The sequence below is a fragment of the Prolixibacter sp. NT017 genome (assembly GCF_009617875.1).
Taxonomy (GTDB): Bacteria; Bacteroidota; Bacteroidia; order Bacteroidales; family Prolixibacteraceae; genus Prolixibacter.
Genome location: NZ_BLAV01000001.1, coordinates 335,009 through 353,489 on the forward strand (window position 1 = coordinate 335,009; position 18,481 = coordinate 353,489).

14 protein-coding genes and 1 CRISPR repeat array are annotated in these 18,481 nt (G+C 41.8%); of the genes, 13 read left to right on the plus strand and 1 reads right to left on the minus strand.

Features of this window, described 5'->3' with window-relative positions; genetic code table 11:
* Positions 1 to 64: 64 nt before the first annotated feature.
* The 13 genes from GJU87_RS01425 (at position 65) to cas2 (ending at position 10,889) form a co-directional block, all read left to right on the plus strand.
* The gene (locus GJU87_RS01425; RefSeq protein ID WP_153637881.1) at positions 65 to 451 is read left to right on the plus strand and encodes an HU family DNA-binding protein; all 387 of its coding nucleotides are present in this window, start codon (positions 65 to 67) and stop codon (positions 449 to 451) included.
* A 149-nt stretch (positions 452 to 600) separates the two neighbouring features.
* Positions 601 to 990, plus strand: coding sequence for a hypothetical protein (locus tag GJU87_RS01430; protein WP_153637882.1), 390 nt, complete (start codon positions 601 to 603; stop codon positions 988 to 990).
* Between the two features lie 217 nt (positions 991 to 1,207).
* On the plus strand, positions 1,208 to 1,891 hold the full coding sequence (locus GJU87_RS01435) for a hypothetical protein (protein ID WP_194831410.1): 684 nt from the start codon (positions 1,208 to 1,210) through the stop codon (positions 1,889 to 1,891).
* A gap of 9 nt (positions 1,892 to 1,900) precedes the next feature.
* Positions 1,901 to 3,337, plus strand: a complete 1,437-nt coding sequence (locus GJU87_RS01440; protein ID WP_228491797.1) for a type I-B CRISPR-associated protein Cas8b1/Cst1 — start codon at positions 1,901 to 1,903, stop codon at positions 3,335 to 3,337.
* A 13-nt stretch (positions 3,338 to 3,350) separates the two neighbouring features.
* On the plus strand, positions 3,351 to 4,448 hold the full coding sequence (gene cas7i, locus GJU87_RS01445; RefSeq protein WP_153637883.1) for a type I-B CRISPR-associated protein Cas7/Cst2/DevR: 1,098 nt from the start codon (positions 3,351 to 3,353) through the stop codon (positions 4,446 to 4,448).
* The gene (gene cas5b, locus GJU87_RS01450) at positions 4,448 to 5,107 is read left to right on the plus strand and encodes a type I-B CRISPR-associated protein Cas5b (RefSeq protein ID WP_153637884.1); all 660 of its coding nucleotides are present in this window, start codon (positions 4,448 to 4,450) and stop codon (positions 5,105 to 5,107) included. The genes cas7i and cas5b overlap by 1 nt, the downstream gene beginning before the upstream one ends.
* The gene (gene cas3 / locus GJU87_RS01455; RefSeq protein WP_373921481.1) at positions 5,107 to 7,389 is read left to right on the plus strand and encodes a CRISPR-associated helicase Cas3'; all 2,283 of its coding nucleotides are present in this window, start codon (positions 5,107 to 5,109) and stop codon (positions 7,387 to 7,389) included. Before cas5b ends, cas3 begins: the two co-directional genes overlap by 1 nt.
* A gap of 122 nt (positions 7,390 to 7,511) precedes the next feature.
* Positions 7,512 to 8,108: a hypothetical protein gene (locus tag GJU87_RS01460; RefSeq protein ID WP_153637886.1), complete on the plus strand. Its 597-nt coding sequence runs from the start codon at positions 7,512 to 7,514 to the stop codon at positions 8,106 to 8,108.
* 55 nt (positions 8,109 to 8,163) lie between these two features.
* Positions 8,164 to 8,676, plus strand: a complete 513-nt coding sequence (gene cas4, locus GJU87_RS01465; RefSeq protein WP_153637887.1) for a CRISPR-associated protein Cas4 — start codon at positions 8,164 to 8,166, stop codon at positions 8,674 to 8,676.
* 70 nt (positions 8,677 to 8,746) lie between these two features.
* A complete protein-coding gene (locus tag GJU87_RS01470; RefSeq protein ID WP_153637888.1) occupies positions 8,747 to 9,100 on the plus strand; it encodes a four helix bundle protein in 354 nt (117 codons plus the stop codon).
* Between the two features lie 61 nt (positions 9,101 to 9,161).
* Positions 9,162 to 10,166 carry a type I-B CRISPR-associated endonuclease Cas1b gene (gene cas1b, locus GJU87_RS01475; RefSeq protein ID WP_153637889.1) on the plus strand — a complete coding sequence of 335 codons (1,005 nt, stop codon included), beginning with the start codon at positions 9,162 to 9,164 and terminating at the stop codon, positions 10,164 to 10,166.
* Between the two features lie 67 nt (positions 10,167 to 10,233).
* Positions 10,234 to 10,425, plus strand: a complete 192-nt coding sequence (locus GJU87_RS01480; RefSeq protein ID WP_228491798.1) for a four helix bundle protein — start codon at positions 10,234 to 10,236, stop codon at positions 10,423 to 10,425.
* A gap of 164 nt (positions 10,426 to 10,589) precedes the next feature.
* On the plus strand, positions 10,590 to 10,889 hold the full coding sequence (gene cas2 / locus GJU87_RS01485) for a CRISPR-associated endonuclease Cas2 (protein ID WP_228491799.1): 300 nt from the start codon (positions 10,590 to 10,592) through the stop codon (positions 10,887 to 10,889).
* A gap of 253 nt (positions 10,890 to 11,142) precedes the next feature.
* Positions 11,143 to 17,205: direct repeats of the CRISPR family, unit length 30 nt; unit sequence CTCCCAATCGCACCATACTGGAATTGAAAT.
* Positions 17,206 to 17,756: 551 nt separating this feature from the next.
* Here cas2 and GJU87_RS01490 read toward each other — a convergent pair.
* Positions 17,757 to 18,401 (minus strand): TMEM175 family protein, encoded by a 645-nt coding sequence (locus GJU87_RS01490; protein ID WP_153637890.1) that lies wholly within the window; start codon positions 18,399 to 18,401, stop codon positions 17,757 to 17,759.
* Positions 18,402 to 18,481 lie beyond the last annotated feature (80 nt).

Below are 18,481 nucleotides of genomic sequence, written 5' to 3' on the forward strand. Positions count from 1 at the left end.
AAGGACATCAACCCCAAAGGGAATTGCACCGGTTAGGAATGTTAAACCATAAAATTTTAGGCCTATGGCTATAAAATTTAATGTCATTGAAAGAGGAGAACCCGGCGTTGTGGGTGGTGGTACCAAGAAGTACTATGCCAGTCCGCAAATGAACGGCGAACTCGACCTGGAGGATCTGACCAAGGCTATTGAGAAGATCAGTACAGTAAGTGGTGCTGATATTCGGGCGGTGGTATATGCCATGGTAGATGTAATGAAGGATTCACTGGCTAATGGACGGATTGTGCGGTTGGGCGATTTGGGGAGTTTGCGCGTCAGCATCAGCAGTGAAGGTAAAGCTACAGCCGAGGAAGTAAACGCCTCCACCATCAAGGGTGCGAGAGTTCTGTTTTCCCCGGGTAAAGAACTCAAGGATATGCTGAAAACGGTAACCTATACCAGAGAAAGCTGATCCTTCCAAAATTTTGTGCCGTGAAGATTTTTTTTTCACGGCACAAAAAAAAATTCTTACGGCATAAAAATTTTTTTTCACAGCATAAAATTTTGACCCTCTGCAATGCCTTAAAAAACTGGGGGTTCAAAATTCAAAGAAATAGCTCAATGTGTATCCGATTTAAAGCAGAACGAAAGTCAAAACCCGGCCGAAGAAATGATGATTCGGCACATTACTACCCCAGGATAGCCGGCCAGCCAAAAATAACCCTGGATGAAGTGTCGGCAGACCTTGAATTTGAAACATCTCTGAATAAACTAACGGTGTATCACGTTGTGAAGGCGCTGGAGTTTTACCTGTCCAGGAAGCTGGCACAGGGATATCGCATTGAACTGGATGGATTAGGCACCTTCTGGACCTCCATACAGGGACTTCCGGCCGAAAGCGAAGAGGCTGTATCGGCCGGTCATATTAAAAAGGTCAACATTCAGTTTCATCCCGGAAAACGCCTCCACGAAGCAATCAAAAGCGCGGTGTTCGAAAAAGTGAAGGAGTAAAACAAAAGGTTACGAATATGAAGGAAACCTGTAAAATTATTGACTACGAATGGCTGACAAGGCCAACAGACGCTCCGTTTGCGGGTGCTAATCTGAAACCCAAAATGATTGTAACATGATACGGGAACGAACCAATTTTGTCGACGACCTGGAACGAGAGTCTTCGATATTATAAAAGCCTGTCAGGATTAGTAATAAGCGAATTAAAGCAAGAACGATGCAACAGTTTGAGCCCTTAATATACGGACAGTTTTATCACATCTACAATCATGCGGTTGGCGGACGCAATTTGTTTTGCGAAGCTAATAACTACGAGTACTTTTTGAGTTTGTATGACAAGTATATTGAACCAATAGCCGATACCTATGCGTGGGTGTTGATGAAGAATCATTTTCATACGTTGGTGAGGGTGAAGGAAAAAGAAAAGATTGGTTACTACAAAAAATTAAACTCTGACAGGTCTGACGACTCTGTCAGGTTTCAAACGACGACTGACCTTTCAGAGTTCGGAGAACCTGAAAGAGTCGACATTAATAATTTAAAACGTCCGGAGCCTGTAAAACATTTTTCGCATCTGTTTAATGCATACGGTAAATATTTGAATAAACGTAACGAAACCCGCGGTGCCTTGTTCGAGCGCCCGTTTAAACGCAAACTGATTGACAACGAAAATTATTTGAAACAGGTTATTCTTTACATACACAATAACCCCATACATCATGGTTTTTGTGAACATCCGATAGAATATCCGTGGAGCAGCTATCTGAGCTGCATTTCGATAAAGTCCACAAAGCTGCACCGCGATGCAGTCATCGGCTGGTTCGACAGTGAAGCTAATTTTAGGGCAATGCACAACCAAAAGGTGGAGGTGATGAAAATTGAAGAGTGGTTGGAGATGTAAAATAACGAAATGAAAAAATTAAAACCTCTCAATATGAAACAAACCTACAAAACCATTGACTACGAATGGCTGATAAGGCCAACAGGCGATCCGTTTGCCGATGCCGGTGGATTTGCTATTGAATATCTTTCGAAGCGATTCCCCGAAAAGGATATTCTGGAACTGATTGACTATGTAACAAAGATCTATGTCGAGAAATGGAAGGGGAAGATTAATGCTTTCTTTCTGAATTCGAAAATCACTCAGCCGGCTTTTAAGGGTCCGAAGAAAATAGATGAGACTTTAAAATATTTTAAGGGACTGATTAGTGAGACAGAATTGTCGGAAATTGGTTACTGCCGCATTACCGGGCGTGAAACAAAATTATTCCCTGGGGGCAGGGATAATTCGGTAATGACCGGTTCGGGCACTTTGATTAATTTTCATCATTTTTTTCAAAAAGGAATTGCGCTTTCGAGAGAGGCTCTTATTCGGATCCATTTTGTCCCATTTGCCTGTCAACAACTACAAGGCAAGATTATGCTATTGCAAAGCAGCGAGAAAGAATTGAGTAAACTCTTTGTTAGGCATACAGTAGAACAGAATCTTCATGAGATTGGCTTGGGGCTTTCCGACGGTGTGGCTAAATCGAATTTGAATAAACCTGCCAATGCCATTTTCGGATTTGTTGATCAGGCACTTTCTCAATTGGCAAAATTTGGTGAAGGTCATGTTTTGCCTTCGCTGACCCTTTATCATTTTACTAACTTCGGTGCTACTCCGGAAATTCAATTATACCAACTCCCCGCTAATGCATTCCTGTTTTACAGAACCTGTATGCAAGCCAGATTTAGTGAAGACTGGCAGTTATTTGTACGCTCTCATTACTTTGATGGAAAACATAAAGGGGCCAGGTATAATAGTGTGTCCGGAAAATTTGAATTGGTTAAGTCAAAGGAAACCGAAATTGTCGAACCAGGAGAATACAAAAAGTGGACGAACCCTATTTACGATAAGCTTCTGAACGCGGAAAATATTCGGAGAGACATACTTCGCTGGTCACGCAAACATCCATTTAAATTTGAAATAGTATCTATTTATCAACAAAATATTATTGGTATGAAAAAAGAAACCATTGCAAAAATCAAAGAACTGGCAGCTTTTTTGGTCAGGGAAGAAGATATTGAGAAAGCTAAAAAACGGATAAAGGCACTAGACGGAGCAAAGAATGCATCTGAGTTGCGCCGTTTTCTATTAAAGCAGGCAATTTCGCCAAACTATCAGGAAGGCAATAAGAACCCGATTATCTCAGTAAATGATTATGTGGATTATTTGTTCCCCGATGGCTCTTATTGGGCTGAAATAAGGGACATTTTATTAATTGCTGTTTATCAGGAACTCCATGAAAAGGACTTGCTATCAGATGATTTAGAACTCGAACCGGAAAATGAAGCTATTAACGAATAAAATATCTCAAAGTATGAAAAATATCAAAACACAAGGATTTGTATTAATCGACGTAGATGTTGTGGCATTAAATAATGCCGGGAAAAATACGCAAAGCAATAATGATAATGCAATTGCTACCAAATCAATTCGTAAAAACGGTCGTAATTATGTATACGTTTCTGGGCAAGCCTGGCGCTACTGGTGGCGTGAAGCTCTGCAAAAGAACGCAAAGTGGAAGTTATCTCCGATTGTTCGTGATGGAAAAATAGCCTATACCCATGCAAATCCATTGGAATTTCCTGATGATGATGTTTTTGGCTATATGCGCGCAGCCAAAGATGCTGAATTGGATGAAAACGGTGAACCGAAAAAGGATAAAAAGGGAAATGTGAAGATGACGAATGTAACAGTAACCCGCGTTTCGCCATTAAAGAATTCGGCTATTATATCTGCGACAAGTGTAGCTCCTGCACAAAATTGGTCAAGTATGGCCCGTCAGGAAGGGGACGCAGTTCCTTACGAGAAACAGGAGTATTCTGCAATTATGAAAGGTATGTTTAGTCTAGATCTTTCCATGGTTGGAACCTTCTCAAATTATGATAGAACCGGGTATAAGAATTTGTCGGTATTGCTACAGGAAGAAGCGCTAAAAAGCGGAGCAAAGGAAATTGACGATCCTTTTGTTGTTGATGCAAAGGGAAAGCCGAAAAAGCTCATTCGTCTTTCGAAAGATATGCGAATACAAAGAGCCGGGGATACAATCCAGGCGCTTAAAGTCATTAACGGTGGGGCGATGCAAACGAATAACATGGGAGATGTTACTCCAAAGTTCATCATTCTGGCTACAACAACTACCGGGAATCATCCATTCAGCCACGTGGTCAGCAACCGTGGCCAGCGCGATGAAGAAATGGTATTCAATATAGATGGTTTGATTGAGGTTTTAAAAGATTACCGGGACACCTTTGAAGGGACAGTGTTTATCGGTCGCAGAAGCGGATTTATGGATGAAATTGCAGGGCAATTGAAAAACCTCGAAACGATGACAGATATACCTAAGGTAAAAGTGTTGCCAGTAAATGAGGCGATCGATCAGTATTGTGAGCAAATGAAATCCCAGATTGACTGATGAAAGCATTCCGTATTAAAATAAGCTCGTGGACATCAAGCTTCAGGTATCCGAATCTAATTTCGGGTTTCCAACCGACGCTTGAAGTTCCGCCGGTGAGTACAGTAATGGGCTTAATTAATGCAGCATCGGGGAGATATTGGGAGAACAGGGAAATAACGTTGGGATACTACTTCAGCTTTAAAATAAAGACTGTTGATTTGGAAACCATTTACCAGATAAAGGCAAACGATAAGAATTATCCGGAGGCAACAGTTAAACCGAATGTTATTCAGCGCGAGTTCCTTTATGATTGTAAGTTGTTTCTTTACCTAACCAATGAAGATTTGATTGCTGCTTTCCGGCAACCTGCTTATCAACTATTATTGGGACGTAGTGGCGATTTAGCGGGAATCGAAAGCATTGAAAAGGTGGAATTGAATGAAGTAAACAATGCCCGATTTGCAGGACAGGTTGTTCCGTTTAACGGAAACTATTTGGCTGGTCAGATTCAGGCCTTGCCTAAATACTTTTCCAACACCATTCCCAGGAGAAATCTTGGGACGGAACCGTACTCTGTTATCTCCTGCTATAATCCGGTTCAGTCACCGTTAACCGGATATCGGCCTGACTTGGAAGAATTCGATAGTGACATTTTCTTGCATAAATTCGAAGTATGATGTTAAGCAATCAGGAGGTTCTGGCAAAATCAGAACCTCCCGTTTTACTGAAACAGCACATTGACGAATGCTTAAATGTGTACGAATCGCTTAGAAAAGCATTTGGGCGTTTACCAGTGGGTGATTTAAACCATTTCTGGGAGCTTGTACGTTTAGGCATCGTTTTTCACGATTTGGGAAAATCGCATTTGGGATTTCAAAAAATGCTAAAAGGAAATTCCAGAGATTGGTATCATCAGCGGCATGAGTTGTTTTCAACGCCATTTATTGATCGCTTGGATTTGCTGGAAGAGGATAAATTGCTTTTGAAACTAATTGTTGCCGGGCATCACAAAGATTTCAGTTTTCTGTTTGACCATATTCAAAAGGGGTATAAAACAGGTGAAGATATATTTTCGCTAAGCGAAGACGGGAAATTGGATTGGGAGGAAGAAACTCAAAAGTTGAATGAACGATTTATCCAATCATTCCTGAAAGAATACGATGTATCCTTGAAACCAAGTTCGCTGGCTCTACCCATGAAATTGGTAAAGGATTATACGCGCGAGCCGATTAATTCAAACAAAACGAACTTTCAGGAATTGTTATTGGCTGCCGGCGCTTTAAAACAATGCGATCATTTGGCATCGGCCGGGATTTTTAACGTAAATGTTTTAGAAGAAAGGCATTTCGATTTTTTGTATAATACGAATTGGGCTCCTTACTCTCACCAGAAAAAAGCATCGGAAACAAACGGAGACGTCGTCCTTACTGCTCCTACCGGTTCAGGAAAAACAGAAGCTTCGTTCATGTGGCTGCACAAACAAATGAAAGAGAACGGACAAGGACGGACTTTTTATATTCTACCATTTACGGCATCAATCAATGCCATGTTTGAGCGGCTGGATAAAAAGATGCAAGGGCATAACGAGATTGTGGGCGTCTTACACGGGAAGTTATCGGAATATATCGAGAGTAGATTCGGCGAAGAAGAATATAGTGCAAAAAACGAGAAGTTAAAGCATGAATTAAAGGAAAGTTTTCGTGCACTGGTGCCTCCTTTAAAAGTGGCAACTCCTTTTCAGTTGTTGAAATCGATATTCGGGTTAAAAGGATTTGAGAAAGGTATTTTTGAAATGGCTGGGGGCTATTTCATATTCGATGAGATTCACGCATACGACCCCGAAGTAACTGCACAAATAAAAATACTGATTGAATTTGCTGCTCGTTTCTTGAATGTAAAGGTTTGTTTAATGACAGCTACCTTGCCAACATTTTTAAAAAAAGAGTTTGCCGAAGCTATTGGAGAATACACCGAAATCAAAGCAGATGAAGGACTTTATCAGTCGTTCACCCGTCATCGGATTAATGTTGCCGGAGGGCTGCTTTCAGAACACATTGACGATATTCAAAAACGGATAGATACCGGTGATAAGGTCTTGGTGGTTTGCAATACAATAAAACAAGCACAGAATATTTACAATGATTTGCATGCCTCAAAAAAAGTGTTGCTGCATAGTGCTTTTAACGGAGTTGATCGGAATAAGAAAGAAGTAGAACTGACGTCTGACGAAGTGGAACTTCTGGTTGGAACCCAGGCTATTGAAGTGAGCCTGGATATTGATTACGATGTAATTTTTACCGAACTCGCTCCACTTGATGCCTTGTTACAACGGTTTGGACGGGTTAATCGTCACCGGGTAAACGGATATTACCGTCCGCCATGTGATTGCATTGTTTTTTCAGAACGAAATGAAGTCGACAATTACATTTATAAAAATAAGGAAGTAATAACCAGGACACTTAGTGCATTAAGGGATATTGAATCGGGTAATTCAGGGATAATCGCAGAGGATAAACTTCAATATTATATTGATAAGGTTTATCCTAGTTGGTCGGTAAAGGATAAGGATGATTTTGACAGGGTTTACTTCAACTTAAAAATCGCGGTTGAAGAAAATCTGGCACCCTTTATTTACGATTCACACCGGGAGGAAGAGTTCGAGAAGCAATTTGATGGAGTGAAAGTATTGCCATCAATTCTTGAGAAGGAATATCGGGAATTACTTGAATCAAACCAATTCATAAAAGCTGAATCTTTAAAAGTTTCCGTTTCAAAACGGCGGTTTATGGCGCTGAGTAACGGAGATGGTATTCGTCGGAATGTATCTGCATTTCAGTTAAAGTATAAGGATGAATTGAAAGAACAATCTTATTACATCATAGAAAGAAAATATGATTCGGAATTAGGGTTGCAATTGGATATTGAAGAAAGAATATTATCAGATGATGTTTTTATGTGAAGTTGATCTGTATTGTGTGTCGCACCTCCGGCGCTCATGTTGTCAGGATGTGCCGTTGGGCTACTATCCCGTTGCTCCTGACGAAATTTGTTTCGAAGAAATAACCCTAACCAATAGCACCAATGGAATCGAGAGAAGAAAAATACCAGTTCTATAAACGGATGGGCGAAGAGCTGGAAGCCATGAAGGAGCGGGCAGAAGCTTTTCATCTGAAGCTTTCGCAGGAACTCTTTGATTTGGTTTTTGCGTACTGGCCCGAAATGGAAGTTTACCGGACTAACCTTACTGAACCCTTGAAACAGCTGGCCGAGGAATACGCCAACGAAACAATGGAATACCTGAATACGGCCGAGGGCTATTGGTACACGGGAAGGCCGGTTGAAGGGGTAAATCCTGTGCCCAAACCGTTGACAGAAGAGGATGCGGAAGAAAGAGTAAAAGAATATGTCCGTGAGCGTCCCGATATTACCCCTGAGGTGTTTCGGAAACTTATTTGGGAAGATTTTGAAGAGGAAATGCGGGGAGACCATTTTGTCCATCAGGTTCACCATAAAATGAAAGAAGCGCTGACCGAATTTTATTCCGAAAACATTCTGAATCTGGAAGCCGACCATCTCCTGTTGCTCGATGACTACTTATATGTCCTGGGGGCGGGTCTCTTTGTTCAGGACTATTACAAACTGAAAGCAAAAACAAAAAAAGACAATAACCAGACATGATGCATCCATTCATTCCCTCATTCCTTCATTCAATAATTCATTCATTTCATCACTTATGACCATCACCGGAACCCAACTAAGTTACTTTTTTACCTGTCACCGCAAATTGTGGCTGTTCAGTAATGGAATCAATATGGAATCGAACTCCGATTTGGTGTACGAGGGGAAATTGATTCACGAGACCAGCTATGCCCAGCGGACTGAACGCTTCAAAGAGGTGGACCTCGGCCCCGTAAAGATTGATTATTACGATACGCGCGATAAGGTTATTCATGAGGTGAAGAAATCCGACCGGTTGGAAGACACGCATGTGTGGCAGGTAAAATATTACATCTGGCTGATGGAGCAGGCAGGTATTGACGGTGTGACCGGTTTGCTGGAATACCCCCGATTGCGACAAACGCAGGAGGTGTTGCTGAGTGAACGCGACCGGGAAGAACTGAAGAGCATTCTGACGGAAACTGAAGCCATTGCCACCGCCGATAAATGCCCTGAGAGAATCGAACTACCCATCTGCCGGAAATGCAGCTACTACGATTTTTGTTACAGCGGAGAAGAGGGGGGATGATGTGCTAATGGGTTAATGTGCTAATATGCTGATGGGTTAATATGCTGATTTTACGAATAAAGGTAATGAAATGGAAAATAGAAATGTGATAGTTGAAAAGAGTGTAGATTTTGCTCTGGCAGTAATCGAATTCAGTGAAGAATTGGAACAGCGAAATAAATATGTTATTGCCAGGCAATTGTTGCGCTCAGGAACATCAATCGGTGCAAATATTCATGAAGCGCAGTCATCGGAAAGTAGAGTTGATTTTATTCATAAACTAAAAATAGCAGCCAAAGAGGCTTGTGAAACCGAATACTGGTTAACACTATGCGAAAAAAGTCAGCATTATCCTTCATCAAAAGAACTTTATGCGCAACTACTACCGATACAAAAGCTACTAAGCAAAATAATAAGCACCGCCAAAAATAAGCGCCCCAATTAACCCATTAGCAAATCAGCAAATCAGCATATTAGCAAATTAACTCATCAGCAAATTAATTTATATGAAACGCACCTACTACCTATTCAATCCCGGCCGGCTGCAACGTCGTGACAATACACTGAAGTTTACGCCGTATGATGAGGACGGAAACGAACAGAAACCACGTTTTCTTCCGGTGGAGAATGTGGAAGAGCTGTACTGTTTTGGCAATCTCGATGCGAATGCTGCACTCTACAATTTCCTGGGACAGCAGCAAATTCCCATCCATTTTTTCGATTACTACGAAAATTACACGGGTTCGTTTATGCCGCGCGAAGCTCTTCTTTCGGGTAAGATGCTGATTGCGCAAGTTAAGGTGCAACAGAGTAAGCTGAAACGGCAGGTGATTGCCCAGAAAATTTTAACCGGAGCGGCCCATAACATGTTGAAGAACCTGCGCTATTACAACAGCCGGGGCAAAGATTTGGAGCCGATTATCGGGATAATTGAAGGATACGCTGCCCGTATTCCTCAAACCACGGCCATCGATGAGCTGATGGGAGTGGAAGGGAACATCCGGAAAACCTATTACGAAGCCTTCGAGTTAATCATCAACGATTTTAGTATGAGCGGACGTACCTACCGGCCACCGCAAAATGAAGTGAATGCGCTGATATCGTTCGGTAACATGATGTGCTACAGCCAGGCATTGCGGGCCATTCATCAAACACAGCTTAACCCAACGGTGAGCTTTTTGCATCAGCCGGGCGACCGCCGCTTTTCTCTGTCGCTTGATTTAGCCGAGATTTTTAAGCCGTTGCTGGTCGACCGTGTTATTTTTAAACTGCTGAATAAAAAAGAGCTGCAGCCCCGTCACTTTGAAGATGCCGTTAACAGGGTGGTATTGAAACCTAACGGGAAGAAGATTTTTGTGAAAGCTTTTGAAGAGCGTTTACAGGAAACCATCAGGCATCGGACGCTGAACCGCTCGGTTAGCTATAAACATTTGGTAAAACTCGAATGCTACAAGCTGCAGAAACACATTTTGGGTATTGAAGATTATCAGCCGTTTAAGATGTGGTGGTGATGAGCAATGATTGAATGATTAAATGAGAGAATGATTGAATAGAAGAGTTGCTGAAAAAAATATAGTTATGACTGAAAAAGAGCTTTTGATACAAAAGATGAAGGTTCGAACCAAGCAGTTTGCTTTGGATATTATTGCTTTTTGTTCGCAGCTGCCTAAAAATCATGTTGGTTACCGGATCGGTGATCAATTGCTACGCCCGGGAACCTCGGTTGGAGCTAATTACCGGGCATCGTGCAGGGCACGTTCACAGGCTTAGTTTTACAGTAAATATCGATTGTAATCGAAGAAGGAGATGAAAGTGGCTTCCTGCTTGAACTTTTAATCAAATTAAACAAACACCGATGGGGCTCACCGGTTATTAAATGAGGCCAATGAAATTACTTCGATGATGGCTAAGGCCCGCAAAACACTAAGCCGGAAATGATGACCGCTTCATTCACTCATTCACTCATTATTAATATGTATGTAATACTTGTATACGACATTGGGGAAAAGCGGGTAGGCAAGATGCTGAAACTTTGCCGCCGCTACCTTTGCTGGATTCAGAATTCGGTATTCGAGGGCGAAATCACCGAAGTGAAGCTCGAAGAGCTGAAAATAAGAGCGAACCGTTTGATGGAAGATAAAGACAGTTTGATTATCTTTCGTTCACGCAATGAACGGTGGCTTGAAAAAGAGATTGTAGGCGAGGAACGTTCTTCTGTCGATAATTTCTTATAGGCTGATTTATATTGGTTTTGGTCAACTTCCAGTTGTCGGTGCCGACTAAAGCACCTGGTGGAGAGTTGACCCGAGGCCGGTGTAAAGGCCTCAACGTTCATTGACGTATTGAAAATGTGTACACTAACTATTGTTGTCGGTTCCCCGGCGAAATTTTGTTATTGTGGGTCGACAACTTGAAAGGGAAATATTACATATATTTGAATCGCTGAACCGCCTGAAAACAGGCGTTTTTTTACGAGTCGTCGAACGGCTCCCAATCGCACCATACTGGAATTGAAATGCCGTTAGAGGAACATGCCGAAACGGACGGCATTACTCCCAATCGCACCATACTGGAATTGAAATTGCTTAAAAGACCTCTATCTTTGGAAACTCCTTTTGTCTCCCAATCGCACCATACTGGAATTGAAATTAATTAAAAAAGTGAGGGATGTTCTTTCGATATTACTCCCAATCGCACCATACTGGAATTGAAATGTTGTATCAGTAGAGGAAATAAATAGAGTTAATTCGGGCTCCCAATCGCACCATACTGGAATTGAAATAAGCATAAATAAAACCTTCCGTGTTTGCAAATGAATCTCCCAATCGCACCATACTGGAATTGAAATACCGGAGGGATTCAAGAAGAACTTCTTCAAGTTCCTCCCAATCGCACCATACTGGAATTGAAATATTTTTGAACTACGGAAAAAAAGATTTTCGATTTTCTCCCAATCGCACCATACTGGAATTGAAATTATTCAAAAGGCCAGCTATTCGAGTCTGAAACTGCTCCCAATCGCACCATACTGGAATTGAAATTTTCAAAACGTAAAGTAGGAAAGGTATTGACAGCCTCCCAATCGCACCATACTGGAATTGAAATAAAACAAAACTATTTGATCGGTATCCATAATTCCCTGCTCCCAATCGCACCATACTGGAATTGAAATTTTTTAATAGTAATATCATTGGTATTAACAACTACTCCCAATCGCACCATACTGGAATTGAAATTTTCGTAAATCTTCATTGCACTTTCACTTCTCGTGCCTCTCCCAATCGCACCATACTGGAATTGAAATAACAATGACGGAAAGATTCAGATTGATAATGAAAATCTCCCAATCGCACCATACTGGAATTGAAATCGAGATACAAAAAATGAGAAATTGCATCCAACTCCTCCCAATCGCACCATACTGGAATTGAAATCGGAAAGAATCAATTTTTTTCTTGAATTCTTTTCTGTCACTCCCAATCGCACCATACTGGAATTGAAATAGCATTTTGAAGTGTCAGCCTGCCGTTTCTAAACATGCCTCCCAATCGCACCATACTGGAATTGAAATTCAGGTTCAACGGCTTCGATTTTGTCTCAAAATACACTCCCAATCGCACCATACTGGAATTGAAATTTTATCAACGGGGGAGGCTTTATTCCTAATTGCACTCCCAATCGCACCATACTGGAATTGAAATACTTTGTAAAGTCGCTTCATTAATTCTAGGACAGACTCCCAATCGCACCATACTGGAATTGAAATGGTTTATCCCAACACTTCATTAACGAAGTCTTCTTTCTCCCAATCGCACCATACTGGAATTGAAATCAAAATGGTTTTCATTGAAGATTGTCCCGAATGCGCTCCCAATCGCACCATACTGGAATTGAAATACTCAAAAACCTGTCGAACTGCTTGAAAATTTGATCTCCCAATCGCACCATACTGGAATTGAAATTTATTTGAGCTACTTCCAAAACATCGCAATTTGCTCTCCCAATCGCACCATACTGGAATTGAAATAAACGAATTGCGCTTTTTTCTGAATATCCTACCAACTCCCAATCGCACCATACTGGAATTGAAATGAAAGGAAAGAATCAAGTTCGTTTGTGGTAAATAAGCTCCCAATCGCACCATACTGGAATTGAAATCTAAAACCTACTGATATAGTAGAAGGTAGAGAGCAGCTCCCAATCGCACCATACTGGAATTGAAATTCAGGAACCGGATTACCGTTCATCGTGGCCGCATCCTCCCAATCGCACCATACTGGAATTGAAATCTGTTCAGCAATAGCCTTTGCAATGCCTGGGTAACTCCCAATCGCACCATACTGGAATTGAAATTGCTGAAATCTTGCGATCGGTTGTTTTATTTGATCTCCCAATCGCACCATACTGGAATTGAAATAGATTTTCGGCAGCTATTAATGTCGATCCACTACCTCCCAATCGCACCATACTGGAATTGAAATATATGAAGAAAGAATTGAGCATGTTTAGCCCATTCTCCCAATCGCACCATACTGGAATTGAAATTTAGCAAACATTAAAAAGGAAGTTCAGCGGGTATCCTCCCAATCGCACCATACTGGAATTGAAATCGTGGTTTTAGAAACAACTTCGCTCCGGTCATGTACTCCCAATCGCACCATACTGGAATTGAAATAAAGAAAAAGGACAAGCCCCCGCAATGCTTTTGTTCTCCCAATCGCACCATACTGGAATTGAAATATAACAATATATATAGCAAAGCAGGGGCATGTTCCTCCCAATCGCACCATACTGGAATTGAAATTCCGTTATAGGGCATTTAATGAAGCCGTATAAATACTCCCAATCGCACCATACTGGAATTGAAATGAGAAAAGCGGCGTACTTTCCGCAAAATGGTTTTCACTCCCAATCGCACCATACTGGAATTGAAATACTCAAAAACCTGTCGAACTGCTTGAAAATTTGATCTCCCAATCGCACCATACTGGAATTGAAATTTCGAATCCTGAAGCGTTAATTCTGCTTTAACATCTCCCAATCGCACCATACTGGAATTGAAATTTGCAGTACAAGGTGGGTGTAATATAATCAAGTCCCACTCCCAATCGCACCATACTGGAATTGAAATCACCTGAGTCATCAGTCCAAAGAAGGTCGAGAACTCTCCCAATCGCACCATACTGGAATTGAAATCACTCAAACGTCACTATATACCGCTGTGTCCCGAATCTCCCAATCGCACCATACTGGAATTGAAATATGGTCTCTATCTGGAAATGGGAAAGGGAAAACCACTCCCAATCGCACCATACTGGAATTGAAATAGGCATTCGAGCGCCTGAACCCCAAGCGCCCCATCTCCCAATCGCACCATACTGGAATTGAAATCAATTATATGAACCGTTACGGCCACATCCCGGCCAACTCCCAATCGCACCATACTGGAATTGAAATTTTGGAGAGGAAAAATCGACGTCTTGTCCGGAGGATTCTCCCAATCGCACCATACTGGAATTGAAATATACAAGGACTTTGACAACTACGAAGCATTATACATTCTCCCAATCGCACCATACTGGAATTGAAATCAATCATCGAAACCTTCTGTTGCTTCAAATATCCTGCCTCCCAATCGCACCATACTGGAATTGAAATAAAACAAAGAGGTTTTACTGGTGGAAGCTACCAGTCTCCCAATCGCACCATACTGGAATTGAAATGGCAGTTTTGCTTTCGCTGTGCTTTACCTCTGTCTCTCCCAATCGCACCATACTGGAATTGAAATATCGGTTAATACATGCATTCTCGAATCAAAGGTTTGCTCCCAATCGCACCATACTGGAATTGAAATTGGAAAAAGCGTCGTTAACGTCAATGTCCAGGTATTCTCCCAATCGCACCATACTGGAATTGAAATAATTGTTCGAGCCAGCGGGGCCTCGACACTTTTATCTCCCAATCGCACCATACTGGAATTGAAATACTTTACGCAAGTCTATTGAGTTTCCTGAGCAAATTCCTCCCAATCGCACCATACTGGAATTGAAATATGGATGCGAACCCGCTTTCTAATGCTCCCTGAACTCCCAATCGCACCATACTGGAATTGAAATTAAACGCATACATCGCCTTCAGGCGTCCCAACTGGCTCCCAATCGCACCAAAGTGGAATTGAAATTAACTTTAATTTTACGTTTTGGCATTTCAATTTCTTCTCCCAATCGCACCAAAGTGGAATTGAAATACTGCATACTATATTCGAACGCACACACCAGGCCCTCCCAATCGCACCAAAGTGGAATTGAAATACAGTTCGCTCATGAACTTGTCGAGCTCGTCGATGCCAACTCCCAATCGCACCAAAGTGGAATTGAAATGCATAATTAAGCCAGTCTATTGAAAGATTTAATGTTCCCTCCCAATCGCACCAAAGTGGAATTGAAATGAACAACCTGCTCCTGTTTCGCTTTTTTCGGCCCGGGCTCCCAATCGCACCAAAGTGGAATTGAAATCTGTTGGCAGTGCTACCACGTTGACAGCAACGGTATCTCCCAATCGCACCAAAGTGGAATTGAAATTTCCAGAATACCTTTATCAATCATGCGTTGCACATCGCTCCCAATCGCACCAAAGTGGAATTGAAATTTGATTATTTGGTAATTTACTATAGAACTTTTCAACACCTCCCAATCGCACCAAAGTGGAATTGAAATTTTGTATGGTCGACCACGGCATTAGTGCTGTAATACTCCCAATCGCACCAAAGTGGAATTGAAATATAATATCTGTTCTCCTGAAATTTGAATCAGGGAAGCTCCCAATCGCACCAAAGTGGAATTGAAATAGCGCATACATCGGTTCTCCAGCCGCATCGCCATTGTCTCCCAATCGCACCAAAGTGGAATTGAAATACTTGATCATGCAGTAAACATCATAGGCCGAACCGGCTCCCAATCGCACCAAAGTGGAATTGAAATTTACAGCTTTATCCACTAGTTCACCGTCACCCCAGGCTCCCAATCGCACCAAAGTGGAATTGAAATTGAGTTGATATACAAATGTGTATAAAAGTGAAAGGTCTCCCAATCGCACCAAAGTGGAATTGAAATAGGTAAAAGGCATTCCTAATCCTGTCCTCAGTTCCTCCCAATCGCACCAAAGTGGAATTGAAATATGCAATGAAGGGAAGGAGAGCACACCCAACGTGCCCTCCCAATCGCACCAAAGTGGAATTGAAATTGGTTTGAAGGCTTCGTGGTCAGGTTGGCCGAAAAGCTCCCAATCGCACCAAAGTGGAATTGAAATAAGTTTATTCCCGGCAGAAGCTGCTTGTGAAACAATCTCCCAATCGCACCAAAGTGGAATTGAAATATCAATCTTATTCCTACTAGTATTACGGATATACTTCTCCCAATCGCACCAAAGTGGAATTGAAATTCACGTTCACGAATGAAGAGAATGAAATCATTCGTCTCCCAATCGCACCAAAGTGGAATTGAAATTTATTCCCGTCGTTGAACACAAAACCATCCTTGTTCTCCCAATCGCACCAAAGTGGAATTGAAATGGTGATACATGCATCGATAACCTACCTGGTGCCATCCCTCCCAATCGCACCAAAGTGGAATTGAAATTGATCCAGAAGTACTCTGATGTTTCTCCTGTGAACTCCCAATCGCACCAAAGTGGAATTGAAATTAGGGACGATTAATTACATCGAGTTTCAGTATTCGACTCCCAATCGCACCAAAGTGGAATTGAAATTCGATGAAACGCTGCGATTCGTTTTCGATTTCGACGCTCCCAATCGCACCATACTGGAATTGAAATTAAGAACAATGCAGTTTCGCCGAAAGCGGTTGAAACTCCCAATCGCACCATACTGGAATTGAAATACTGTCAACATTGCGTAGTGCAATCCCATACGAGACTCCCAATCGCACCATACTGGAATTGAAATAAGCGTAAAGACGATGAGCAAGGTCATGTGTTTCTCTCCCAATCGCACCATACTGGAATTGAAATGTGTAATTTACCTGCTCGGCATTCTGGGCAGTAACCCTCCCAATCGCACCATACTGGAATTGAAATCGGTGACCAACGACTCCATTTATTTACATTCGATCTCCCAATCGCACCATACTGGAATTGAAATTTCAGTTGATCAACCTGTATAAACTCACCACTATTCCTCCCAATCGCACCATACTGGAATTGAAATATACAACGGTTTGCGAAGATGCTCACTTCTGTTACCTCCCAATCGCACCATACTGGAATTGAAATTTGAAAGAAGTTGTTCATCTTATCAACGTGTGAACCGCTCCCAATCGCACCATACTGGAATTGAAATCAGGAAATAGTGGTGAAGGGTAAAAAGGATATGCCCTCCCAATCGCACCATACTGGAATTGAAATTGGTAAACGAACGCAGAAAACATAAAAAGAGAAACTCCCAATCGCACCATACTGGAATTGAAATTAATACCGTCAACCCATACCATGATAGGCTTTGTACTCCCAATCGCACCATACTGGAAAGCCTTTAGGCTTCGCGACCGGGTGGTGTTACGGATGTGCGAGGGAGCAATTGAAATGAACCAGATTGCTTCACTGTCGTTCGCAATGACACCTCCCAGTCGTACTATGTTGGAATTGAAATAATGTAGGAGAAACTACGCCGGACAAATCGCTCATCTCCGAGCGTACCAATCCCGAAGTGTCGGGAGGAAAGCCTTCAGGTTTCGCGACCGGGTTGCGTTTCGGTTGTGGTAGGGAGCAATTGAAATAGGAAATTGCTTTACTGCCGTTCGCAATGACAACTTCTAATCGTACCAATGTGGAATTAGTGTTGTAATAATACTGGCTTTCGGAGTAGTATTTTTTGAGTCGAATAATACTTTTAATTTGGCTGCCGGCGCGTTGTATCCTGCTTTATGAACGCTTGCTAGCAGTCAAAAAGGACAAAGTGGTGATGATGGAGAAGTTGATGGAAGGGAAAAAGGACTAAACTCCTTTCCACGATTTCATAGCGTTTAGACCTGTCAGGTTTTTCTTTGGTGATGGTTTTATGTAAGGGGCAAAGATCATAGACCGGACTACCGTCGGGTTGTTGTTTTCTTCCTTCGTTGTCTGGCCATATAAATCGTTGCAATGACAAAGATGGGTACTTTGGTAAATAATAGGATAAAGGCGAGTACGGGGAAAAAGAAGGACAGCACGACTGCAATAACTCCGTTTATTATATCCAGTTGACACATAATTTGAAAACGTCTTCTGACTTCATCACTGATGCTGTCTTCATTTGAGAAGTTTTCCCGCATCATCGCGTATTCCCAAATAAAGAATTGGACGAGCGTTATCAATAAAATATTCAGACTATAGAGGAAAATGGCCGGGCTGTTGCTAAAATGCAAGCTCAGTACGGTGGTCGAGAAGGGAAGTGTGACGATGAAAAACAACCACATGATATGTAACGTGAGAAGTCTGTCGTCCATCTTGTGGATGTAGGCAAAGAAATCGTGATGGGTTTTCCAAAATCCAGCTATATTGATAAAGGATAATGTAAAGGCAAGGATACTCTTCCAGGGAAGCACCAAGTCTGTAAATGTCAGGTCCTCGGTCGCAGGCACATCCAGTTTGAGGTTCAGCGCAAGTATAGTAATCGCAATAGCTACGATGGCATCACCAAAAAATAATACTCGCTCGAAAGCGATTTCTTTTTTGAACGAGCTCTTTTTCATAAGCGCGGTTTAATGCCGAAAAGATATGAAAATTAGAAGTATTTCCAACCTGATAGGTTTCTGAAACCTGTCAGGTTTTT

Bases quoted from the DNA above. Each gene is read 5' to 3' on its own strand.
- GJU87_RS01490 (WP_153637890.1), bottom strand. From the start codon at position 18,401: ATGAAAAAGAGCTCGTTCAAAAAAGAAATCGCTTTCGAGCGAGTATTA.
- cas1b (WP_153637889.1), top strand. From the start codon at position 9,162: ATGAAACGCACCTACTACCTATTCAATCCCGGCCGGCTGCAACGTCGT.
- GJU87_RS01440 (WP_228491797.1), top strand. From the start codon at position 1,901: ATGAAAAAATTAAAACCTCTCAATATGAAACAAACCTACAAAACCATT.
- GJU87_RS01425 (WP_153637881.1), top strand. From the start codon at position 65: ATGGCTATAAAATTTAATGTCATTGAAAGAGGAGAACCCGGCGTTGTG.
- cas2 (WP_228491799.1), top strand. From the start codon at position 10,590: ATGATGACCGCTTCATTCACTCATTCACTCATTATTAATATGTATGTA.
- GJU87_RS01460 (WP_153637886.1), top strand. From the start codon at position 7,512: ATGGAATCGAGAGAAGAAAAATACCAGTTCTATAAACGGATGGGCGAA.
- GJU87_RS01470 (WP_153637888.1), top strand. From the start codon at position 8,747: ATGGAAAATAGAAATGTGATAGTTGAAAAGAGTGTAGATTTTGCTCTG.
- GJU87_RS01480 (WP_228491798.1), top strand. From the start codon at position 10,234: ATGACTGAAAAAGAGCTTTTGATACAAAAGATGAAGGTTCGAACCAAG.
- cas4 (WP_153637887.1), top strand. From the start codon at position 8,164: ATGACCATCACCGGAACCCAACTAAGTTACTTTTTTACCTGTCACCGC.
- GJU87_RS01430 (WP_153637882.1), top strand. From the start codon at position 601: ATGTGTATCCGATTTAAAGCAGAACGAAAGTCAAAACCCGGCCGAAGA.
- GJU87_RS01435 (WP_194831410.1), top strand. From the start codon at position 1,208: ATGCAACAGTTTGAGCCCTTAATATACGGACAGTTTTATCACATCTAC.
- cas5b (WP_153637884.1), top strand. From the start codon at position 4,448: ATGAAAGCATTCCGTATTAAAATAAGCTCGTGGACATCAAGCTTCAGG.
- cas7i (WP_153637883.1), top strand. From the start codon at position 3,351: ATGAAAAATATCAAAACACAAGGATTTGTATTAATCGACGTAGATGTT.
- cas3 (WP_373921481.1), top strand. From the start codon at position 5,107: ATGTTAAGCAATCAGGAGGTTCTGGCAAAATCAGAACCTCCCGTTTTA.